The following is a 21,462-nucleotide window of genomic DNA, read 5'->3' as shown; positions in this document are numbered from 1 at the left end:
GCTGAGAAAATCGACTGGATTCTCCTTGAGCTAATGAGTAAAATTCATCAATGAGAACCGTATCGCCTTCCGACCTGTCCTCCTTCCTGGCTTTGGCCCGGCACCGAAGCTTCCGCCGCGCCGCTGACGAGGTCGGCTGCACGCCATCGGCACTCAGCCATGCCCTGAAGGCACTTGAGGAGCGGCTCGATCTCCGCCTCTTCAACCGAACGACCCGCAGCGTCGCGTTGACGGAAGCGGGCGAACTTCTGCTCGCGCGCGTCGCCCCCGCCTTCCGCGACATCGAGGATGCGCTTGACGACCTCAACAACTTCCGGGGCACACCTGTCGGGCGCTTGAAACTCAATGCGGCGCGCGCCTCCGCGAAGATGGTGCTTCTGCCTTTGGTCGCACGCTTTCTCGAAGCCTACCCGAAAATCAGCATCGAGATCGTCACCGACAACGACCTCGTCGACATGGTGTCGGAGGGTTTCGACGCCGGCGTTCGTTTCGGCGAGGTCATCGCGCAGGACATGATTGCCGTACCGATCGGGCCGCGCCAGCGCACGGCGATTGTGGCAACGCGTTCCTTCTTCGAGCGCTTTCCAAAACCGACCGCTCCCGATCACCTGAGGGAACTCCCCTGTGTCGGACTGCGCTTCGGCAGCGGCCGGCTTTACGCATGGGAATTCGAGCGCGGCGGCGTGGAACTTCAGGTCGAAGTGAGCGGCCCCCTGATCGTCGACGACCAGGACATGATGGTGGACGCTGCCCTTGCCGGAGCCGGCGTGACCTTCACCTTCGAGGATCAGGTGCTGTCGCTGATAGACGAAGGAAAACTTGTTCGGGTGCTCGAGGACTGGTGCCCCTACTACGGCGGCCTCTATCTATACTATCCGAGCCGACGGCAAATGCCGGCGGCGCTACGCGCCTTCGTCGATTTCATCAGGACTGCGGGTAGCGGGCTCGCCAAAAGCTAGCGCGAAGCTGCGTCTTGTGGCCGACCGCGCCGCGGTCGGACCATGTGCAGCCGATTCCGGGCAGCGCCGGCCCGAAGCAGGGCATGTCCTGGCTTACGCCTTGGTTTCACTTGCAAGCGACGTGGCCTCTGCGACGGCCAACGCGGCCATGGCAAGGGCAGCTTCGCGCGTTGCGGCAGCCGCGATGAAGCGGCCATTGTGGCAGAAGCTTGCGCCCGCGACCCCGCAGGCCGCTTCCAGTTCTCCGTTGGTCAGGCCGGCCCAGGCTGCGGGCAGGTCTGCGCGAAGCTCAAAGCCCTCATCGGCCTTGCGGATGCCCGTCAGGCACCAGTCTTTGTCACGCGGGTGAACGACGAACAACAGGTGATCGGCACCGGACTTCACGACGGCCGGACGGAAGGGCATGCCCATCGGCAGCTCGAGAACGCGACCATCCCCGGCACGGGCGATTTGCTGAAGAACGAGTGCCTCGGCTCTGAGCTTGGCGGCGCGCTGGGCGACGCTGGCCTCGACGAGCGCACGGGCAACCGCCAGGGCCGCCTGAAAGCCGCGATCGTCAGCCTCCTGGCCGGCCTCGTCGAAAACCGGCTTCAAGGTTTCCAAAAGCGCCGGCAGGGTGAGCCCTGCGAGCGGCCCGGCAACGGAAGGGTCGAGCGCACCATTATCCACCAGGTCGACCGGAAGCACGAAGCGTGCATCAAAGGCCGCATGGACCGCCTCGATATGGTCTTCAGGAACGCCTGAAGCGGCGAGATAGTCGCGGCCGTAGTGCTTCCAGATCAGCCCGAACGAACTGTAGGGCTGGCCGTCCTCTCTCAGCGGCGCGCCGCGCTGGTGATGATCGAAGATACCGGCCGCGGCGTCATATTGGCCACCCACATCGTAGACGATACGGTCTGCACCGGGCCTGATCCATTCCGGAGCCCGACTGCGGATCAGGCGAGCCTGCGGGAAAAGCCGCGTGAGAATGACGGTGGACAACAGCTCGTCGGCATGGAAGCCACCGGAATGGGTAACGAGAAACGCTGGGATCATCCCGATTGGCCTTATGGTTCGTTGAGTACGGAACGCACCACATAGCCATTGCTTGCTGCCACCTCAACCCACCATCGCTCCTTGCCCGCCTGGAGACCCGCGTGCGTCGCCCGGAGATCTTGGCGGGAGACGGATCGACGGCCGAGACTGGCCGACAATTATTTGGGCGCAGCTACTCCAGATCCATCGTGGTGAAGACGCGGCAATTGTCGGGCGCAGGCGTGCTTTTGCAAATCTGCGCATCGACCAGTTGGTCCACTGCCAGCGTGTTCGTCAGCAGAAGGGCCTTGAACAATTGCCAGAGACCGGGATTGCCAGCCGCATCGCGCGGGCCCTCGGCCAGCATCTGGTAGCGCACGCCCATTTCATCATAGTAGGCCGCCAGCTTTTTGCTGCTGGCTTCGTTTCCAGTCACCATCGGAATCTCTTCGACGATCGTCCCTTCTCCCGCGAGCCGTCGACTGCCTGACGCAAGGACGAGCGTACATGCCTGTGAGCAGGCTCCGAGCGAAACGGCCTTGCCGATATAGGCGGCTCCCTTTTGGTCGTTTGCGGTACAGTTCTTCTGATCGCGCTGACACCCGAAGAAAACGGTCGTGCCCACCGCCACGCTCAGTTTGCTTTTGCGGATGAGGCGGCCGAGTGCCATCGCAGCCGCCATGTCGCCACCGGGCGATCGCAGGACCAATGGCAGCTTGCGGCCTGCGAGCGTCTTCAAGGTTGCCTTCAGCAGGGCCGGTGTCTTCGGCCCGATGGTGCCCGCGGCGGAAATCCACTCCGGACATGTCGGCTCGCACCCGGCCTGGTTGGAGCGCACGACGACAAACCGCATCTCCTGCTCAGCCGCCATTGCCGGCCGCTCCATCAACAGGCTTGCGGCCAGCAGACAGATTACCAGCGCAACCCGTAGCAGGCGGGGCGTGGCTGCGCCGACGGGAGAACTCCATATTCGCATTCCGGTCTCCAACCCAAATCCCCTGGTCTAACGCTTCAGGTCCGACATGACGAAAACCCGACAATTGGCGGACGCCGGTACCGTTCTGCAGGTCTCGACCGAGGTCAGCAATTCGACCCCGCCCAGCTGCGTGATCAATTTCATCTCGGTCATCGCGACGGGTTCGATCTTGCGCATATCGGAGGCGGGCGTGATCTTCATCAGATCGATAACCGTGCGGCCGATGCCCATTTCCGCGAGGTAGGCGGTCAACTCGCGCTCCTGCGCCTTGGTCATCTCGTAGATCTTGCGGCTGCCGACATTCTTGCGGCTGACGACCTTCTTGCTGGTCACCTTCTTCTTGCCGTTGACGATACGGTACTCCTCCCGATACCGCGTCTGGGTCTGAACGAAGACAGTGGTGATCTGGTGAACGCCGAGATAGGCCCATTCCCCGGCCACTCGGCGGGTTCCGCCGGCGAACATCAGCGGACAGGCCGAATTGCAGTAGGCTCCGCCCGAATAGGCGATACCGATATAGCGGGCGCCCTTGCCGTCGTTTTCGCGGCAATCCTTCTGCTGCGGCTGGCAACCGATGAAGCGGGTTTTGCCGACCGCCACTTCAAGCCTTCGCGCTCTGATGAGCCGCCCTAGCGCCAGCGCAGCGTCGACGTCTCCCCCAGGTGACGTCACCACGACCGGCAGGCGGCGCTTGCCGATGGTTTTGAGCAGCTTCTTGAACTGCGCCGGGCTTTCGCGAACGATCGTCCCCTCCGCCGATATCCACTCCGGACAGGTTGGCTCGCACCCTGGCTGACCGCTGCGAACCACGAAGAACTGCATGTCAGCGCCGCCAGCCGGCGCCGCTCGAACCGTCGCGGCCGAGGCCAGGAGCCCAACCAACAGACAGACAATGACCACTGAACGCGAGAAAACTTCTCGTGGAAATGCCATGCCGATCAAAAAACTGTCCCTCTCCCGACTGTCCCTGCGCCGGCGGTCCAGGGATCTCGCCCGATCCCTTTTCGCATCAGCGTGGTGCGCGGCCCCCCGCAAATTTCATTCTGCAAATATGACTATCAAAACAAACAGTTCTTTCGCATCCATTGCTGCGAACGTGCGCGGGATGGCGAAAGAGAAATGAAAGTTGCGTCAGTCAATAATGAAACCAAAGATAGCATGGAGCCCGAACATAAGGCAACGATCATGGACGCGGAATCGGCCGCCGGCGCGATGCGATCGACCCACCTAAGCCATTGCAGCGAGACGATAGTTGTTCGCGCGGCGGCGATCAGACGCCGAGGGGCTGGATACACCGTCGACGCTTTGACAACATAGGCGCTCAAGGCAGGATTGCGATTCGATGACGATTTTCTTTAAGGCAGCAATTTCCGACGACGTAGCATTCGGAATGATCGAGCGGTGTTTTTCCGATCCGGACGACTATGACGGCTATCTCGATATCTTTGGCGATCACACCGAGCGGACCGTTTCATGGAGCAAGGGCAGGTCGGTGGACGAGTTCAAGGCCGAGATAACCGAAGCCCTGCGGTCCGCCTGGGAGAGCGCGCGTTTCTGGCAGGTATACGAGCGGCGCGAAGACCGGGACGATGCCGGAACCAATGAAATCCGGCGCGCCGCCATCAATCTGACGCGCACCTATGGCGGCGTCATCGTGATCACGTTGAGCCTGCTTGGCAGACGCAGCAGCACGCACGATCTCGAACTGGTGTTTGTCTGCTTCCAGGAAGACGCCCAACGCCGGAATTTTCGCGTGCGCTACGACGGAAAGTTCATTCCCGCCTGACGCCTCGCGCACGGTGCCGACAATAGCGTTTTTCCGACAAAGCGCTGGTCGGTCGGCACGTCACGTCAACCGATCAGCCATGTATGGGATGCCTACTTCAGGAACACCCGGAAGCGCCGCATGGCAAAGGCGAAGAGGATGGCGCCGATCAGCAGCAAGGCAAGAAGCTGAGGCCAGACCACGTCCAGACCGGCATCGCGAAAGAGAACCGCCTGCGCCAGAATGACGAAGTGTGTGTTCGGCGCCGCCAGCATGATGTTCTGGATGATCTCGGGCATGCTTTCGCGCGGCGTCATGCCCCCGGACAGGGCCTGTAGCGGCAAGAGTACGAGCATCAGCAGCAGACCGAACTGTGGCATGGAGCCGGCAATCGTGGCAAGCAGGATGCCCATCGAGGTGGTCGCAAAGAGTTGCAGGGCCGTTGCCAGCAGGAACAGCGCGAACGAGCCCTGCACCGGAACCGCAAGCGCGCCCTTGACGACGACGATCAGCGAGACCGCCGAGGCGAGCAGCACCACCAGCCCCATCGACCAGACCTTGCTGACCATGATTTCGAACGGGGTCACGGGCATGACCAGGAGGTGCTCCACCGTCCCGTGTTCGCGCTCGCGGATGAGGGCGGCACCCGTGAGCACGATTGACAGGATGGTGATGTTGGTGATGACGTTCATCACCGCGCCGAACCAGCCCTTGTTGAGCTCGGCATTGAACCGCGCCCGCAGAACCAGATCGACCGGCAGTTTCTGCTCGCTGCGGTGACGATCGAGGAAGCCCGAGACCTCGCCGGTGACGATCTGCTGGATGTAGCCATTGCCGGAAAAGGCCTGGCTCATGCGCGTTGCGTCGACATTGAGCTGGATCGTCGGGGAGCGGCCGGCCAATAGATCCGTCTGGAAATTCGGCGGAATGTCGAGCGCGAAGGTATCGAGCCCCTGGTCCATGCGGCGGTCCATTTCCGCCGGCGTGATCATCTGCGGCGGCACGAAATAGGGCGGATAGAAAGCCGTCGAGATCCGCGTCGAAACCGGCGAGCGGTCCTCGTCGACGATGGCGATTGCCGCACGGTTCAGCGTTTCCGGCATCGCGGTCGAGCCGGTATAGACCGACAGCGTGAAGGAATAGACGATCAGGATCAGCAGGATCGGATCGCGCCAGAGCCCCCAGAGTTCCTTGATGCCGAGATGGTAGATATGGGACAGGCGCATCGTCACCTCGCCTGTTTCTTGAGGGATAGCGTGCCCACCGCGAGCAGCACCGGCACCGCGATCAGCATCGGCACGAAGGCGCCGCCGAGGTCACCGAAGCCCAGAGCCTTGGAAAAGGTACCGCGGGCGATCGTCATGAAATGTGTGGTCGGGTAGATCTGGCCGATGAAGGCGCCCGCCCCTTCGAGCGAGGAGACCGGATCGATCATCCCGGAATACTGGATTGCCGGAATGAGCGTCAGGATCGCCGTGCCGAAGATCGCGGCGATCTGGCTCGACATGAAGGTCGAGATGACGAGCCCCATGGCCGTTGCCGCCGAGACGTAGATCAGCCCTGCGACCGTCCAGGCGAGCAGACTGCCGGTAAACGGCACCCGGAACACGAAGATTGCGAATGCCGTCAGCAGCACGAAATTGAGCATCGCCAGGGCAATGTACGGGATCTGTTTGCCGATCAGGAATTCGAGCCGCGTCACCGGCGAGACATAGAGATTGACGATCGACCCCAGCTCCTTCTCGCGCACGACGCTGAGCGCCGAGAGCATGGCCGGGATCAGCATCAGCAGGAGCGGGATGACCGCCGGCACCATGGCAACGATGCTCTTGACATCCGGGTTGTAGCGGAAACGCGTCTCGATCTTGAAGCTGCCGGTGGTCGCAGCCGCCCCATAGCGTTCGCGGATCTTGCCGGTCAGCCAATGGGCGTGCAGTCCCTGCACATAGCCCTTGACCGTTTCGGCACGGCTCGCCATCGCGCCATCGATCCAGGCGGCGATCTCCACCGTGTCGCCGCGCGCCGCATCGCGGGCAAAGCCCGGCGGGATCTCGATTGCGAGACTCAGTTCGCCGTTGCGCATACGCCGGTCGAGATCGGCATAGTCGGTGATCGGATCCTTCTCGATGAAGTAGCGCGAACCGGCGATCTCGAGGATGTAGTCGCGGCTGGTCGTCGTCTGGTCGCGGTCGAGCACCGCGAAGGTCAGGTCCTCGACATCCATGTTGATGCCGTAGCCGATGACGAACATCAGGATGACCGTGCCGATGGTGGCAAGCGTCGCGCGGATGGGATCGCGCACCAGTTCCAGCGCTTCGCGGCGGGTATAGCTGAACATCCGCCCGACGTCGAAAAACCCTGACTTCGGAGGCCGTTTGGTCTCGACGGGCTCCAACGGCGCCTTGGCCCTGACCACTGCGGGCGCCGGTTGCTTTGCCCCGGCGATCGCCTCTTCCAGATAGGCGATGAAAGCCTCCTCCAGCGTCGAGGCCGAACGGCTTTTCATTATGCCGGCCGGCGTATCGCTGACGAGCACCTTGCCCGCGTGCATCAGCGACATGCGATCGCAGCGCATCGCCTCGTTCATGAAGTGGGTGGAGATGAAGATCGTCACCTGATCGTTGCGGGAGAGATCGACGAGGATCTGCCAGAAACTGTCGCGCGCCACGGGATCGACGCCGGATGTCGGTTCATCGAGGATGAGGATATCGGGTGAATGGATCAGCGCGACCGCAAGCGAGAGCCGTTGGCGCACGCCGAGCGGCAAGGCGTCCGGCAAGGCCTCCATCACATCCGAGAGATCGAAGCGCTTCGCCAGTTCCTCGATCCGCTTGGGAATGCTGTCCGCCGCCATGCCGAACAGCTTGGCATGCAGTTCCAGGTTCTGCAGGACCGTGAGCTCGGTATAGAGCGAGAAGGCCTGCGACATGTAACCGACACGATGACGCACGTCCATGTCGCGCGGGTCGACCTCACGCCCGAAGAGCTTTGCCTTCCCTTCGCTGGCGGCAAGCAGGCCCGTCAGCATCTTCATCGTCGTCGTCTTGCCGCAGCCGTTGGAGCCGAGGAAGCCGAAGATCTCGCCGCGGCCGATGCGGAAGCTCACATTGTCGACGGCAACGAAATCGCCAAAACGCATGGTGAGGTTGTTCGCCTCGATGGCGATGTCGTCGCTCGCGCCTTCGGGGCGCGGCGGAATGACGACGTCGTGATGTTCGCCCCTGATCTCCTCGGGAAGCAGCGCGATGAAGGCGGCGTCAAGCGTGTCGACGCCGGTCTTTTCAAGCAGTTGATCGGGCGTGCCCGTTGCCAGCACCCGGCCCGCATCCATTGCCACCAGCCAATCGAAGCGCGCCGCTTCTTCCATATAGGCGGTCGCGACGATGACACTCATGCCCGGCCGCTCAGAGCGGATGTCGTCGATCAGCTCCCAGAACTGCCGTCGCGACAGGGGGTCCACGCCGGTCGTCGGCTCGTCGAGAATCAGGAGATCGGGATCGTGGATCAACGCGCAGCAAAGCCCGAGCTTCTGTTTCATGCCGCCGGAGAGCTTGCCGGCAGGGCGCTCCGCAAAGGGGGCAAGCCCGGTGCTTTCGAGCAGGCTGGCAATCCGCCTCTCGCGTTCCTCGCGATCGTGGCCGAAGAGCCGGCCAAAAAAGTCGACATTCTCGAAGACGGAAAGCGTTGGATAGAGGTTCTTCCCAAGACCCTGCGGCATGTAGGCAATACGCGGGCAGGTCCGGCGCCGATGGCCGGCATCGGCAATGTCGCCGCCAAGCACCTCGACGCGCCCCGCCTGTACGGCGCGTGCGCCGGCGACGAGTGACAGCAGGCTCGATTTCCCAACGCCGTCGGGCCCGATCAGCCCGGCCATGCAGCCCGAGGGTATGTCGAGCGTCACGTCATCCAGCGCCTTGGTCTTGCCATAGGAAAGCGTGACGGCGCTCAGACGAACCACGGGCTCTGCCGGCGGCAGGCCGGCCCGATCAGGGGCTGCCATCACTGCACCAGCGTGCCGGTCTGGCTCGCCGGCCACTCTGCATTCGGATCGACTTTCACATAGGCGACGCCCGGAAGACCGGTTTTCACCATGCGGATGTACTTCTTCAGCAGTTCCTTCGGAATTTGCGCCTTGATGCGGAAGGTCAGCTTCTGCCGCTCCTCTGCCGTCTCGACCGTCTTCGGCGTGAACTGCGCGACGTCGGCGACATAGGAAACCTTGGCGGGAATGATGTATTGCGGTGCGGCGTCCAGCACGAGCCGGACTTCGCTGCCGATCGACAGGCGTCCGGCCTGATCCGTCGGCAGGAAGAACGTCATGTAGACATCGCCGAGATCGACGAGATTAAGCACGCGGCCGCCGGCCGCCAGCACTTCGCCCGGCTGGACCACACGATACTGAATACGGCCGTCGCGCGGCGAGACCAGGGTACTGTCGTTGATGTCGGCGATGATGCTTTCGACCGACGCCTTGGCCGCCTCGACCGAGGCTTCGGCATCGACGACCTGGGACTTCGCCGAATTGATCGCCGCATTTGACGCGGCGAGCGATGCTTCCGCGGCGCTGGCGGCAGCGCGCGCGCCCTCGGCGGTGGCCCTGTCGTCGTCGAGCACCTGTTGCGAAACGGTGCTCGTCTTCACGAGTTGTTCGGACCGGGCGAGCCGCCGTTCGGCAGCGTCCAGTTGTGCGCGCCGCTGCGCGAGGACAGCCTCCGCCGCCGCCTTTTCCGCTTCGCGCTGCGTGACCAGGTTCTTCGCCGCTTCGACGCTGATGATCGCACGCTGCTGCTGCGCTTCGGCCTGCCGCTTGTGCGCTTCCAATTGCACGGTATCCATCTGGGCGAGCACCTGGCCGGCAGTGACGAAATCGCCCTCATCCACCAGGATTTCCTTTATCCGGCCTGCCGTCTTGGTCGAGATGTCGATCTCAACTGCTTCGATGCGTCCGTTGCCGCTCGCGATCCCGGCGGGTAGCGCATTGCGATCCATGTTCTGCCAGGCATAGTAGCCGCCCGCGAGCGCCAGAATGACCAGACCAACCAGGAGCCAATTCTTCCGGGCTTTTTCCATTTCAGCGTCCCACCATCAAAACGGACCACGAGAATAGCCCGCGACCACTCAAACACAACCGGGAATAGGCCCGAAGGACGAGGCTGCCGCATTGACTCATGTCAATTGCGGGTCAGGCGCCTTGGTGCCAAATGCCGGGTTGTTATTGGGATCTGTGGCTCTTGATCGCTTGGGACGGCGAAGCCCGTCCTCGCCGTTCGAGCAAACGGGACCTCTGTTCAGTACGCGCTCGGTCGGACTATCGGCCAGATCCGTGGCCGTGTGGCCTACCGCGCCAGCGCGACGCGGCGTCCGCTGACGGGCTGTTCCAGAACATCCATCTGCACGTCGTAAATCCGCGCCAGTTCTTCCGGCGTCATGATGTCGGAAGGCGTGCCCTCCGCGATAAGGCGGCCGGAATGGAGCGCCACGATGCGGTCGCAGAAACGCGCGGCCATATTGATCTCGTGCAGTACCGAGATGATGGTGATGCCCTTGTCCCGGCAAAGGTCGCGGGTCAGTGCCAGCACCTCGAGCTGGTGGCCGATGTCGAGGGCGGAGATCGGCTCGTCGAGCAGCAGGCAGGTGGCATCCTGGGCGACGAGCATGGCAAGCCAAACGCGCTGGCGTTCCCCGCCCGACAGACTGTCGACCTCCCGGTTGACAAACGGCTCGATGCCGGTGACCTCGATCGCCTCTTCGACCTTCGCCTTGTCGGCCGCCCCGAAGCGGCCGAGCGCGCCGTGCCAGGGATAGCGGCCAAGTGCGATCAGTTCCCGTGCCAGCATGCCGGGTGCTGGCGGCGTATTCTGCGGCAGATAGCCGAGCCGCCGGGCGAAGGCCCGCGTTCCCCAGCCAGCAAGCGGCTTTCCCTCGAAATCGATACGCCCAGTCGTCGGCGCGAGCTGTCGCCCGATCAGCTTGAGCAGCGTCGATTTGCCGGAACCATTATGGCCGATCAGCGCGATGGAATGCCCGGCCGGGATCTCCAACGTCAGAGGGTGCAGCAGGTTGCGCCCATCGATCGCAAAGCTCACATCATGGAGCGACAGAACGGCCTGGTCGCGGGCGATGGGTGGAGTTTCAGTCGCGTGGTTCTGCATCTTTTCGTTCCGGACAGGATTGCTGGACCTGCTGTTGGTCTCATCGATAGATATCATTGACTGCAAAAGGTCGAAGCATTGATCGGGCAGGCTGTGCCGCATTTCTTCAGGCCGTCGAGCTTGTAGCGGATGCAGCAGACCTTGCGCTGGAGACAGGCACCGCCCGCGACACCCGGGATCGTCTGCGTCAGCCGAAAAAGGGGATGGTCCGCAGCGATCAGCGTCTCCATCTCGCGCAAGCGCGCCGCGACATCTACCGGCATGGCCTCCTGTGACCAAAGATCATCAACATGACGGCAGGCGCGGCAAAACGCGAAGGACGCATTGCTCCAGTGCACCCGTTCGGACGTGGCCGTCACGTTCGCCATCCGGACGATCAAAGGTCGCACATTGTCTTCGACAATCCCCCGCAGGCGCGCGCTCAACGGAGCGGGAGCCGCGCGTTTCAGCACGAACCGGACGGGCGTCGCCATATCGGATAGGCCGACCTGAACGTCCGGTAACGTCATCGAAAACCAGATGTCGTGAACGAGGCCATAGGCGATAACGGGTCTGAGCAGCCGGCCGAAGTAACCCTGCGTCCATAGCGACGCCGCGGCCCGGCGATCGCCCGGCCCCCACCGCCGCAACAGTCCATCCAGTGCGTTCGCAACCGGCCCTGGCTCGAGAATGCTGTCCAGGCTGACGAGATCATCGTCTTCAGCCGGCACTGCGTGGCTCAGGGCTGCATCCGCGAACGGAATCGGAAGCACCGGAAGCTGGTTCACCATCATCTGTGCCGTCCCAGAAGCCAGATGAGGTAGGGCGCGCCGACGAGTGCCGCGAAGAGGCCGAGCGGCAGCTCGTAGGGGAAGGTCGCCGTGCGGGCGCCGAAATCGGCAAGGGCCATCAGGATCGAGCCGAGCAGGAACGAGCCTGCCAGGTGCTGCGGCGCCGTGACGAGACCGGCGCGCAGGACGATATGCGGCGCGACGAGCCCGACAAAGCTCAAGGGCCCGACAAGCAGGGACGCCGCACCGGTCGCAGCACCCGAAAGAAGCAGAAGAAGCACGCGGCTCAACCGCACCGACAGGCCAAGCGACAGGGCGATCGACGGTCCGAAGGGCAGGATCGTCAACCAGCGGCTCAACAGCAGTGCCGCGGCAACGACGAGCAGAGAAAGAATGCCGAGGAAAATCGCAGTCGCCGGCGTTGCCGTGGATGCCGAACCACCGAGCCAGGAGAGAATTTGCCACGACCGCTGATCACCGATCGCCAGCAGCGCCGACAGGACGGCCGAACTGAAGGAACCGACCGCCACGCCCGCAAGCAACAGCTTTTCCGGCGGCAGATGCCGGCGGCTGGCAAAGACCAGCACCGCCAGCATGGCAATGAGCGCGCCGAGCCCTGCGCCAGTGAAGACCACGACTGTGCCGCCATCCGGCGCGAATGTGAGCGCTGCGGCAAAGCCAAGGCCGGCACCGCCGCTGACGCCGACGACCTCGGGGCTGGCCATTGCATTGCCGGTCATGCGCTGCAGGATCGCGCCGGTCACGGCCAGCAGGCCGCCGGCCGCGGCAGACGCCAGGAGCCGAGGCCATCTGAGCGGTGCCAAGTCGAGCGTCTCCGCCCAACTCAGGATCTTCCAGCCATGTCCGGACGGCCCGACGACGAATGCGATCGCGACAAGGACCGGCACGAGAACCAGAAAGGCGGCAAATGCTATTTTCAGATTGCCGCGGTGGACGCTTTCCCGCGCCTCGTGCGGCACTTCCATGCTTCGCACCTTGGGCAGAAGCCAGAGCAGCAAAGGACCGCCAACAAGTGCGGTGACCGCGCCCGTCGGAAAATTCTCGCTGGAGGCACGCGCGACGGTTTGCACGATGCTGTCGCAGAGCCAGAGGAAAAGCGCCCCCGCAAGTGGCGACAGCGCGACGATCGCCGCTGGGCGGCGGGCACCGCAGGCGCGCACGAAGGCTGGGGCGGCAAGGCCGACGAAGCTCACCAGGCCAACCGCTGAGGCGACGAAGCCGGCAAGTGCCGTGGCGATCGCGGCGATTGCGAAGCGAATGCCACCGAGATTGACACCCAGGCTGCGCGCGCTCGTGTCGCCAAGCCCCAACACCAACATCGGGCGGATCAACAGGCCGGCAAACAGGCCGAGGAGCACCAACTCCAGGCCAAGGCTTTGGAACACTGACCAGTCCTGCTGACTGAGGGATCCGCCGTTCCAGGTCACAAGCGACATGAGGTACTCACCCCGCGCGAGCGTCATCGCTGCGGACAGGGCTGCGGCTGTCACCCCCACAAGCAGGCCGCAGACCACCATCGTCACCGGCTCGAAAGCCCGACGCCAACCGAGCGCGAAGACGATCGCCGCTGCCCCGGCGGCGCCGGCGAGCGCGACCAAAGTTCGGTGGCCGTCGACGATCTCAGGCACATAGAGCGTCGCCGCTACGATCGCGAGCTGAGCGCCGGCCGAGATGCCGAGGGTCGAGGGATCGGCAAGCGGATTGCGCAGAAATTGCTGGAGAAGCGCCCCGGATAGTCCGAGTGCGGCGCCCGCGACCAGAGCGACCGCTGCCCTCGGGAACAGGCTATAGGCCAGGATGATCTTGTCGAGCGTGAGCTCGGCGGGAGGGGCCAACAGGTCTCCCCATTGCGAAAACGGGACCTGGCTCGATGCGGCCAGCGCGAAGAGCATGAGGCTGGCGAGCAGGCTGGCCGACAGGAAGGACCATGCCCGCATCGTCATCCGCGCCGGTCTCCTGCAAGCATCGCCTCGGCAAAGAGGCGCGCAAACCGCAGGCCCGCAGTAACACCGCCGTAGGGATTGACGTTGGCGAGCTGGATGACCCGCCCCTTGCGGACCGGCTCCAACGAATTCCAGATGATGCTGTTTCGAAGGCCACTGCGCGCCTCGACCGGCACCTCGGAAACGATGACGATGCGTGCGTCGGGATCTGCCGCCAGGTTTTCGATCGAGACGGGTGCCGCAAAGGTGAAGCGCGAACGATCCGTCCAGGCATTCGGCAGGCCGAGCCGGGCGAGCATGTCGCCGAACATGCTGTCGAAACCAAAGACGCGGACATGCCGCGCGTCGCCGATATTGACGATATAGGTGGACCTGTTCGCGAAGGGAGCGAGCGTCTGCCTAAAGCCTTCGATTTCGCCGACTATCTCCTTCAGCAGCGCCTCCGCCCTGTCGGAGCGTCCGAGACGCTCGCCGAGCGCCTTCACCGCTGCGAGCGCCTTTTCGAAAGGCGGCTCGCCCCGCACGTAGAATGGCAGGGAGAAAAGCGGCGCGATCCGGCCGAGCGCCGCCTCGTGGCGTACATAGAACGGCGAGATCAGGATCAGGTCCGGCCTGAGCAGGTGAAGCAGTTCGAAATTGGGCGAGCCGCGCAGACCGAGATCGACGACATCTGCAGGTAAGTCGGGCTCGACGGCATCGCTTCGAAACTGAATGAGCTCCGTCGCGGCGACCGGGGTAAGGCCGAGCGCGCACAGCGTCTCCAGCATCGCCCAGTCGATCGCGGCTATGCGCAAGGGCGCGCCGGCCCTGGCCATCGGCGCGGCGAGCAAAAGCGCCGCGCCGAGAAGCAGCTCCCGGCGACTGACAAAAGGACCCAATGCCCGCTCTCTCAATTCGCTACCAGCTATAGGTCAGCTTCCCCATAAACGTGCGGCCGTCGCCGTAGTAGCAGCCGAACGAGCTGCAGCTTGCGACATAGTCCTTGTCGAAGAGATTTTGAACGTTGAGCGACGCCTTGTAACCATTCTTCTTATAGGAGAGCGCGAAATCGGCGAGCACGACCGAATCTAGTTCGAAGGTGTTGGCGCTGTTGCCGTAGCGCTGGCCGACATAACGCACGCCCGCCCCAATGCCGAGACCTTCGAGTGCCGTGTCTTCCTGGAAGGTGTAGTTCGCCCAGAGGCTCGCCATATGCTCCGGCACGTTTTCGACGCGATTGCCGTCGTCGGCGCCCGCTGCGATCCGGGCATCCGTGTAGGTGTAGGCCGCCCGCAAATCGAGCCCTTGTGTTATGCTCGCGACACCTTCGAGTTCCAGGCCGCGGACATTGACCTCGCCGATCTGCGACGAAATGCCGGCGATGGTGCGCAGCACATTCTTCTGCTTGAGGTCGTAGACGGCCGCCGTGAAGAAGCCGTTCCAATCCGTGGGTTCGTATTTCACGCCGAGCTCGACCTGCTCGCCCGAAGTCGGCTCGAAAGGCCTGCCGTCCGGAGCAGCGCCGATCACCGGCTCGAAGGACGTCGAGTAGCTGACATAGGGCGCAATGCCATTGTCGAAGATATAGCTGAGGCCGGCCCTGCCGGTCAGCTCATGATCGTCCTGGTCGAGCGGACGGGAAACGCGCGAGAGCCCATTGAGCGACGTTCCCGAGCTGCTGGTCCAATCCTGCCTGAGGCCCAACGTTGCGCGCCAGCCTCCGAGCGCCAGTTCGTCCTGCACGTAGACGCCAAGCTGCAAAAGCTCGCTATCGACGGTCGTATCGAGCGTCGGCGCGATCAGCCGGATCGGTCCGCCATAGCTTGGCGAGCGCACGTCGAGCGGCGTTGCCTGGAAGAAGCGGGTGCGCACATTGTTGTCGAAGTAGCGATAGTCGAGGCCCACAAGCAGCGTATGGTCGACCTCGCCGGTCGAGAATTCGCCCTGCAGATTGTTGTCGATATTGACGGTGTTGAGCGCCTCGTCCTGGAAGGTCGCGTTTCGGCGGAGTGTCCGGCCGTCAGCGGCAAGACCAAGCGTCGACATGCCAAGCGACTGGTAGTCCCAGTCGAAGTCGGTGTAGCGGAAGTTCTGCCGGAAGATCCAGTTCTCGCTCAGGCGATGCTCGAGTTCGTATCCGAGGTTTGTCAGCGTGCGGCTGGAGCGGTCGAAGGATTCGTCGCCGACATAAAAGTCGCGCGGCAGGCGAAAGTCGGTGGCGTTCAGCGTATATTGCGGCGGCAGGCCCGAGGGCGTGCCGGGATTGTCGTGCTGGACGCTCGCAAGGATCGTCAGCTTGGTGTCCTCGTCCGGCTGCCAGGTCAGCGCCGGCGCAATGAAGTAGCGATCGTTGTCCAGTTCGTCGACCTGGGCAGCGGCGTTCTTGCCAAGACCGGTCAGCCGGTATGCAAAATCCGACTCCTCGCGAAGCGTACCGCCGAAATCGAAGAAGCCACCAAAGGTCTCGTAGCTTCCGCCCTGCACGCCGACTTCGCCGAAATTCTCGAAGACCGGCCGTTTGCTGATCATGTTGATGATGCCGCCCGGATTGCCCTGGCCATACATGACCGAAGCGGGTCCGCGAAGGACGTCGATGTTTTCAAGCCCGTAGATTTCAACGGCCGGTGCGCCGGCGGTGCGCATCATCCTGAGCCCGTTCAGGAACTGGACCTGGCGACCGTCGAAGCCGCGGATGATCGGCGCGTCGAAGCGGGGGTCGGCGCCGAAGGGCTGTCCGAAAACGCCGGGCGTGTAATTCAGCGCCTGCCCCACGGTCTGGGCACCCTGCGCCTCGATCTGGTCATGGGTGATGACGGACACCGACTGCTGCGTCTCGAGCAGGGGCGCGCCGGACTTCGAAGCGGTGCGGCTCGACTTCGCCACATAGCCCTCAACCGGGCCGCCGGCCTCCCTGTCGCCTTTCGCGACGATCGCCTCAAGCTTGGTCTCGGCTTGCTGCTGCGCCAGTGCGCTCTGTCCGGCGGACCCCACGAAGGCGACGGACGTTAACAGCAGCCAATGAATGCGTGACATGGGATGACGAAAGCCTCTGCGCGCGCGGCATCTGCGCGCTCAATCTGGAGTAATTTTGTCATCTTTCTATAGTCAAATTTTCCGGCTTTCCAATAACTCGGCACAGGATTTTTCAGAACTATCGATTATGATATGCGCGCACAGCATCGTTTTCAGTTATTGCATTGCGAGGCCCCATGTCGGCTCCAAAATCGCCACGCGCCGCGACCTTCGAACTTCGCCATCTGCGCTATTTCATCGCTCTCGTGGAGGAAAAGAATTTCGAGCGCGCCGCCGCCCGGCTCGGCATTGCCCAGCCCGGCCTCAGCCAGCAGATCCTCAATCTGGAAAGCCTGGTCGGCATCCCGCTGCTGAACCGCGCGAAACGTTCCGTGCAGCTGACACTGTCGGGGCAATTGCTGTTTGATGAGGCCCGAAAGATCGTCGCCCAGGCCGACCTCGCGCTGTCCGAACTGCAGCGGGTCGGCCGCGGCCAGACGGGCAGAATATCGATCGGCTATGTCGCCTCGGCCGCCTATTCGGGCGTGCTGACGGAATCGCTGACTACCTTCCGACAAGAATTTCCCGACATCGAGCTTCAGCTTGTCGAGATCGAAATGCGCCAGCAACTCACGATGATCTCGGAAGGCGAACTCGACTTCGGCTACATCCGCCCGCCAGCGCCGATCCCGGCCGGCCTGACGACGACCACCGTGTTGCGCGAGCCGCTGGTGGTGGCGCTGCCGGAGGCGCATCCGCTCGCCGCCCAGCATGCGATCGATCTCGCAGCGCTCTCGGACCAGACCTTCATAACGCCGCGCCAACCCGCCGATGTCGGCTTCCACTCCAATACGCTCGACGCCTGCAAGGACGCCGGGCTGGCGCCAAAGGTCAGTGCAACAGGCCGAGATTTTACCACCATCATGAGCATGGTCGCGGTGGGGCTCGGCATCGCGCTCGTGCCGCAGTCGCTGCAATGCCTGCAGCTGCCCGGCGTGCGCTATGTTTCACTGGCGCGAAACCGCGTCACGTCGGACCTCGCGGTCGCCTCTCGCAAGGTCGAAGGCTCGGCGGCCGTGCGCGCCTTCGTCGCCCACCACCGGGCGCGCCACACGCGAGGCGCCTAGGGCTTCGCGCAGGCCTTCGCGGATGGCGGCGCGCGTCCGTAACATCAGAGATGCTGCGGATGGCGCGGATCATCATGCGGCTTCAGAAGGAAGCGACGGGCCACATCGCGATAACCGCGATAGACGAGGCCGCCGTTGATCGCCAGCAGCGCACGTCTGTGCCGGCGATAAAGTGCCGGGATCTGGTACCAGGGAATACCCGGCCGCTGGTGATGCAGCACATGCAGGTTGTTGTAGAGAAACAAGAGACCGAAAAGCGGCGTGTCTTCGACGATCGCCGTCCGTTCCTCGTGATGGCCGGCATAACGATGTTCCGCATAGGAGCGAAGCCGCGTCAGTGCGGCACCGACATAGACGAAGCCGAAAAGGTAGAGCCAGAGCGGCATGCCGCAGACCGCGACGACCCAGGCGAGCACGATGGCGACGCCTGCCCCGTGCGAGAGCCAGGTCCTTGCCCGCTCCCTGTCACCCCGCACGATCAGCACCAGTTCCTGTGCGAGGAAGCTCAGGATCATGACCAGCGGCCCGAGCGTCAGCCGACCGAGCAAAGTCGTGTTCCACTCTGCAAGCTTCCGCCCCACCTTGCCCATGCCTTCCCAGGCGGCCCGGGTGAAATAGGAGGACTCCGGATCCTCGATCGGATCCGTCAGATGTTCGTCGCGATGGTGGACGAGGTGGCCTTCCAGATAGATCGCATAGGGCAGCCAGAGAGACAGCGGCGGCCATCCGATCGCATCGTTGATACGCTGATTGCGCGTCGGGTGCCCGTGAATGACCTCATGCTGCAGCGAGCCGTGCCAGGCAATCAGCCAGCCGCCAAGACCGATCACGAGGACAATCGGAAGCGACTGCCAGAACCAGGTCAGAGCGAGAAAGCCACCATAAATGGCCACGACCAGCGCTATGGTCTGCCATTCGACGCGGGCGATGGCAGTTAGGTTCGATTGTGGGGGCAGTGCATCAGTCGACATGCGGTGTCCGGCCGGAAAAGCGATAGATTTCAATCGCCAATATAAAAAGCCGGCCAATGGGAACGCGCCGCATGGCTTTGCGGCGAAGCGGCGCAAACGGGAATACTGCTTGCGCCAAACGCCGCAGCGGTAAAATATTTATTCTATGTAATTTATATTCTATTTCGGTCGTTGTGTTCGCGACAGGTCGCCATGTGCCGATGAACCGTCAGGCGATCGTCGGGTATCCTTGACCGGCAGCATCGCGATCAAGCGCCGCCAGGGCCTCGTAATCACTGTCTCCGAGCAGGCTGATACCGCGCAGCGATAGCGTATCGCAGATCTCAGCAAGCGCCGGATCTGCGATGGTTTCCGCAAGCACGCGGCGCAGCAGCACGAGATCCTTTGCCGGCGTCGATGCCGCGGTGATGAAAGGCAGACCCGGACCCTTTTTTGTCTCCGCCAGAATGCGCACGCCTGCGACGCGATCGGGGTCGAAGCGCAAGGTGTTGCCGAAGGTCACGCAGTCGATCGCCGCGATGTCGGCGACCCCGCTCGAAACCGCGTCGATGCTCGCCACATGGCCGCCGGTCTGAAGCACCGACGAGAAGAACCGTCCGTCGATCGCATGGGGCGCCACAGAGGCGCGGAACAGGTTGTAGCCGGAATTGCTGCCGGGATCGTTGATCGCCGCGCGTGCCCCCCGCAGATCTTCGATCGAGCGCGCGGCGGACTTGGCGCTGACGATGATGAAGCTGCATTTGAGCGGACCGTCGCAGCCCGGCAGTCCGTAGACCGGCGTCGCCACCAGTTGCACCTGACCGCGCAGACGCTGGACATAGGGATAGCCGCAGGTCTGGCCGAACAGGAGGTCGGGACGAAGCCAGGCCTCGTCATAGCGCATATCCTCTTGCAGAGCCGTGGGCGCATCGACCCCCACGGCACGAAGGCGGTCCGCCAGCGCCTCCCAGAACTGCCGCGTCGCATCCTTCAGCGGCGCCGGACTGACATACATGGCAAGACTTGCGATGGGCATGAGCGACCTCGGAGCAACCTCGTGAAGGCGATCAAAAACCTATGCATTGCATAGACTTAATTCGCAAACGAAATCTAAGCGAGCCCCGAGGGCCACCGCGACAATAAGAGTCTATTGGACGCGCTTCAGGATCTCTGCCGCGACCTCCGTGGCGCTCGCCGGGTTCTGGCCGGTGATCAGTTCGCGGTCGACGATCATGTTCGGCTGGAAGGGCGTATCACCGTTGGCGATTGCGCCGCCAGCCAAGGTTAGCGCATCCTGCGGATAGAACTTCATCTCGCCGCCCTTCAGCAGCGGCTTGGCCATTTCTTCCTCGCCATTGCTGAAGACCGTCATCCGATAGCCGGCATAGATCCAGCCGGCATCGGCGGCAGCCTGACGGCCCGCTGCCAGTTCGCCGGTAAACGCAACCGACTCGGACAGTGTCGACAGAAGCGCGATCGGCCCGTGGCACATCAGGGCGGTCGTCTTGCCGCTCGCGTGAAAATGCCGAAGCAACTCGCCGAGGTCCGCGTCGACAAGCAAATCCTGCATCGGCGCATGCCCGCCCGGAACATAGACGGCATCGAAATGGTCGTAGCCGATCTGTTCCACCCGCGACAGACTGACAACCGGTGTCTCCGCCGGCGAGGTGATCTTGAGCTTGCCGAGCAGCGCTTCGCTTTCCCGCATCGCCGTTTCATCGCCGCCGAAATACATCCTGTCGATCGACGTACGGTCGACGCTGGGCGCCATGCCTTTCGGCGTCGCGAAGGTTAACTCGTGGCCGGCGTCCAGGAACGCCTTCACCGGCTGCATCAATTCGTTGAGGTAGAAGCCGGTCTCGAAAACCTTGCCATCCTTGAGGTCCAGGCTGTTTTCATCCGAAAGCACGACCAGGATATTGCCGGCATGCGCGTGCGTGGCGCCGAGGACGATTGCCATCGTCGCCGTCAGGGTCATCAGCATTTTCATTTTTATATCTCCAAATGGAAGTCTCACGACCTCCTGCAACTGGGTTTTCAGGCGACAAGAACGTCACGAAGGGCCTCGCCGACGCCTGTGGCGGACTGCGGATTCTGGCCGGTGATCAATCGGCCATCGACGACCACCTTCGACGTCCAGTCCGGCGCCGGGTGATGCCGCGCGCCGCGCTCTACGAGCGTGCTGGCGAGCAGGAAGGGCACGGTCTTGTCGAGACCGACGGCGCGTTCTTCTGAATCGGTGAAGGCGCTGACATTACGACCGGACACCAGGTAGCTGCCGCCGGAAAGCTTGACGTTTACGAGCGCCGCCGGGCCATGGCACACCGCCGCGACAGCACCGCCGGCCTCGAAGATCGAACGGGTCACCCGGTCGACCGCGCCGCTTTGCGGCAGGTCCCACATGGCGCCGTGGCCGCCGGCGAAAAAGATCGCAGCGTAGCGCGAGGGGTCGACCTCATCGAGCTTGGCGGTCGTGCGGATCGCGGCGCGAAACGCCTCGTCGTTCCAATAGCGCTGGTTGATCGTGTCTTCGAGATCGAGACCGTCGATCGGCGGTTCACCCCCTTTGATCGACGCGAATTCGACGGAGATCCCAGCCGCTTCGAGCACGGCCAGCGGGTGCGTGACCTCACCGAGATAGAAGCCGGTCGGCTGGCCGCCGTCGCCCTTGGTGCCGTGGCTGGTGAGAACGAAAAGCACGGGTTTTCCGGCTAACGGGGCTGTCTCCGTCATCATCACTTCCCTTTTTGGAATGGGCCCGACGTCGCGGGCGTTGCTGATGGCGTCTATTTAT

Annotated in this window: 18 protein-coding genes; 3 read left to right on the top strand and 15 right to left on the bottom strand. The window is 63.1% G+C overall.

All coding sequences use genetic code 11. From position 1 onward, the window contains the following. The first annotated feature begins 50 nt into the window (after positions 1-50). Entirely contained in the window at positions 51-959 is a 909-nt protein-coding gene (locus ASE60_RS30195; RefSeq protein ID WP_057255282.1) for a LysR family transcriptional regulator, read from the top strand. A 93-nt stretch (positions 960-1,052) separates the two neighbouring features. Here the strand turns inward: ASE60_RS30195 and ASE60_RS30190 are convergent, their stop codons facing one another. From ASE60_RS30190 to ASE60_RS35910, 3 genes are all read right to left on the bottom strand, one after another. After that, positions 1,053-1,994 carry an MYG1 family protein gene (locus ASE60_RS30190; RefSeq protein ID WP_057255281.1) on the bottom strand — a complete coding sequence of 314 codons (942 nt, stop codon included), beginning with the start codon at positions 1,992-1,994 and terminating at the stop codon, positions 1,053-1,055. A 172-nt stretch (positions 1,995-2,166) separates the two neighbouring features. Continuing rightward, positions 2,167-2,961: a hypothetical protein gene (locus tag ASE60_RS35915; RefSeq protein WP_244495737.1), complete on the bottom strand. Its 795-nt coding sequence runs from the start codon at positions 2,959-2,961 to the stop codon at positions 2,167-2,169. A gap of 15 nt (positions 2,962-2,976) precedes the next feature. Continuing rightward, positions 2,977-3,771 (bottom strand): hypothetical protein, encoded by a 795-nt coding sequence (locus tag ASE60_RS35910; protein WP_244495736.1) that lies wholly within the window; start codon positions 3,769-3,771, stop codon positions 2,977-2,979. 520 nt (positions 3,772-4,291) lie between these two features. On the opposite strand from ASE60_RS35910, the gene ASE60_RS30170 reads away from it, so the two are divergent. After that, positions 4,292-4,735 (top strand): hypothetical protein, encoded by a 444-nt coding sequence (locus ASE60_RS30170; RefSeq protein ID WP_057255277.1) that lies wholly within the window; start codon positions 4,292-4,294, stop codon positions 4,733-4,735. 92 nt (positions 4,736-4,827) lie between these two features. On the opposite strand, the gene ASE60_RS30165 is transcribed toward ASE60_RS30170, so the two are convergent. From ASE60_RS30165 to ASE60_RS30130, 8 genes are all read right to left on the bottom strand, one after another. Beyond that, entirely contained in the window at positions 4,828-5,940 is a 1,113-nt protein-coding gene (locus tag ASE60_RS30165) for an ABC transporter permease (RefSeq protein ID WP_057255276.1), read from the bottom strand. Between the two features lie 2 nt (positions 5,941-5,942). Beyond that, complete coding sequence (rbbA, locus tag ASE60_RS30160) at positions 5,943-8,714, bottom strand: ribosome-associated ATPase/putative transporter RbbA (RefSeq protein ID WP_057255275.1); 2,772 nt, start codon at positions 8,712-8,714, stop codon at positions 5,943-5,945. After that, a complete protein-coding gene (locus ASE60_RS30155; protein WP_057255274.1) occupies positions 8,714-9,784 on the bottom strand; it encodes an HlyD family efflux transporter periplasmic adaptor subunit in 1,071 nt (356 codons plus the stop codon). Before ASE60_RS30155 ends, rbbA begins: the two co-directional genes overlap by 1 nt. Positions 9,785-10,050: 266 nt before the next feature. Then, positions 10,051-10,866, bottom strand: coding sequence for an ATP-binding cassette domain-containing protein (locus ASE60_RS30150; RefSeq protein WP_057255273.1), 816 nt, complete (start codon positions 10,864-10,866; stop codon positions 10,051-10,053). A 53-nt stretch (positions 10,867-10,919) separates the two neighbouring features. Further along, a complete protein-coding gene (fhuF, locus tag ASE60_RS30145) occupies positions 10,920-11,639 on the bottom strand; it encodes a siderophore-iron reductase FhuF (protein WP_082616238.1) in 720 nt (239 codons plus the stop codon). Next, positions 11,636-13,600, bottom strand: a complete 1,965-nt coding sequence (gene fhuB, locus ASE60_RS30140; protein WP_057255271.1) for a Fe(3+)-hydroxamate ABC transporter permease FhuB — start codon at positions 13,598-13,600, stop codon at positions 11,636-11,638. The genes fhuF and fhuB overlap by 4 nt, the downstream gene beginning before the upstream one ends. Beyond that, a complete protein-coding gene (locus ASE60_RS30135; RefSeq protein ID WP_082616272.1) occupies positions 13,597-14,415 on the bottom strand; it encodes an iron-siderophore ABC transporter substrate-binding protein in 819 nt (272 codons plus the stop codon). Before ASE60_RS30135 ends, fhuB begins: the two co-directional genes overlap by 4 nt. A gap of 82 nt (positions 14,416-14,497) precedes the next feature. Next, entirely contained in the window at positions 14,498-16,612 is a 2,115-nt protein-coding gene (locus ASE60_RS30130; RefSeq protein WP_057255269.1) for a TonB-dependent siderophore receptor, read from the bottom strand. A gap of 176 nt (positions 16,613-16,788) precedes the next feature. On the opposite strand from ASE60_RS30130, the gene ASE60_RS30125 reads away from it, so the two are divergent. After that, positions 16,789-17,718: a LysR family transcriptional regulator gene (locus tag ASE60_RS30125; RefSeq protein ID WP_057255268.1), complete on the top strand. Its 930-nt coding sequence runs from the start codon at positions 16,789-16,791 to the stop codon at positions 17,716-17,718. Between the two features lie 44 nt (positions 17,719-17,762). On the opposite strand, the gene ASE60_RS30120 is transcribed toward ASE60_RS30125, so the two are convergent. The 4 genes from ASE60_RS30120 to ASE60_RS30105 form a co-directional block, all read right to left on the bottom strand. Continuing rightward, positions 17,763-18,689, bottom strand: coding sequence for a fatty acid desaturase (locus tag ASE60_RS30120; RefSeq protein ID WP_057255267.1), 927 nt, complete (start codon positions 18,687-18,689; stop codon positions 17,763-17,765). A gap of 208 nt (positions 18,690-18,897) precedes the next feature. Beyond that, complete coding sequence (locus ASE60_RS30115) at positions 18,898-19,704, bottom strand: PhnD/SsuA/transferrin family substrate-binding protein (RefSeq protein ID WP_057255266.1); 807 nt, start codon at positions 19,702-19,704, stop codon at positions 18,898-18,900. Positions 19,705-19,815: 111 nt separating this feature from the next. Beyond that, the gene (locus ASE60_RS30110; RefSeq protein WP_244495746.1) at positions 19,816-20,646 is read right to left on the bottom strand and encodes a type 1 glutamine amidotransferase domain-containing protein; all 831 of its coding nucleotides are present in this window, start codon (positions 20,644-20,646) and stop codon (positions 19,816-19,818) included. Positions 20,647-20,705: 59 nt separating this feature from the next. Beyond that, positions 20,706-21,404, bottom strand: coding sequence for a type 1 glutamine amidotransferase domain-containing protein (locus tag ASE60_RS30105; protein ID WP_057255264.1), 699 nt, complete (start codon positions 21,402-21,404; stop codon positions 20,706-20,708). Positions 21,405-21,462: the final 58 nt, after the last annotated feature.

Origin of the sequence: Ensifer sp. Root278, assembly GCF_001429285.1 — a bacterium.
In the GTDB taxonomy this organism is placed as follows: Bacteria; Pseudomonadota; Alphaproteobacteria; order Rhizobiales; family Rhizobiaceae; genus Ensifer.
Note: the sequence above shows the minus strand (reverse complement) of the source record. Positions and strands in the feature narration are given on the sequence as shown.

Excerpts from the sequence above, each read along its gene's own strand:
- ASE60_RS30195 (WP_057255282.1), top strand. The coding sequence starts at position 51 with ATGAGAACCGTATCGCCTTCCGACCTGTCCTCCTTCCTGGCTTTGGCC.
- ASE60_RS30190 (WP_057255281.1), bottom strand. The coding sequence starts at position 1,994 with ATGATCCCAGCGTTTCTCGTTACCCATTCCGGTGGCTTCCATGCCGAC.
- ASE60_RS35910 (WP_244495736.1), bottom strand. The coding sequence starts at position 3,771 with ATGCAGTTCTTCGTGGTTCGCAGCGGTCAGCCAGGGTGCGAGCCAACC.
- ASE60_RS30170 (WP_057255277.1), top strand. The coding sequence starts at position 4,292 with ATGACGATTTTCTTTAAGGCAGCAATTTCCGACGACGTAGCATTCGGA.
- ASE60_RS30165 (WP_057255276.1), bottom strand. The coding sequence starts at position 5,940 with ATGCGCCTGTCCCATATCTACCATCTCGGCATCAAGGAACTCTGGGGG.
- rbbA (WP_057255275.1), bottom strand. The coding sequence starts at position 8,714 with ATGGCAGCCCCTGATCGGGCCGGCCTGCCGCCGGCAGAGCCCGTGGTT.
- ASE60_RS30155 (WP_057255274.1), bottom strand. The coding sequence starts at position 9,784 with ATGGAAAAAGCCCGGAAGAATTGGCTCCTGGTTGGTCTGGTCATTCTG.
- ASE60_RS30150 (WP_057255273.1), bottom strand. The coding sequence starts at position 10,866 with ATGCAGAACCACGCGACTGAAACTCCACCCATCGCCCGCGACCAGGCC.
- fhuF (WP_082616238.1), bottom strand. The coding sequence starts at position 11,639 with ATGATGGTGAACCAGCTTCCGGTGCTTCCGATTCCGTTCGCGGATGCA.
- fhuB (WP_057255271.1), bottom strand. The coding sequence starts at position 13,600 with ATGACGATGCGGGCATGGTCCTTCCTGTCGGCCAGCCTGCTCGCCAGC.
- ASE60_RS30135 (WP_082616272.1), bottom strand. The coding sequence starts at position 14,415 with ATGGCCAGGGCCGGCGCGCCCTTGCGCATAGCCGCGATCGACTGGGCG.
- ASE60_RS30130 (WP_057255269.1), bottom strand. The coding sequence starts at position 16,612 with ATGTCACGCATTCATTGGCTGCTGTTAACGTCCGTCGCCTTCGTGGGG.
- ASE60_RS30125 (WP_057255268.1), top strand. The coding sequence starts at position 16,789 with ATGTCGGCTCCAAAATCGCCACGCGCCGCGACCTTCGAACTTCGCCAT.
- ASE60_RS30120 (WP_057255267.1), bottom strand. The coding sequence starts at position 18,689 with ATGTCGACTGATGCACTGCCCCCACAATCGAACCTAACTGCCATCGCC.
- ASE60_RS30115 (WP_057255266.1), bottom strand. The coding sequence starts at position 19,704 with ATGCCCATCGCAAGTCTTGCCATGTATGTCAGTCCGGCGCCGCTGAAG.
- ASE60_RS30110 (WP_244495746.1), bottom strand. The coding sequence starts at position 20,646 with ATGACCCTGACGGCGACGATGGCAATCGTCCTCGGCGCCACGCACGCG.
- ASE60_RS30105 (WP_057255264.1), bottom strand. The coding sequence starts at position 21,404 with ATGATGACGGAGACAGCCCCGTTAGCCGGAAAACCCGTGCTTTTCGTT.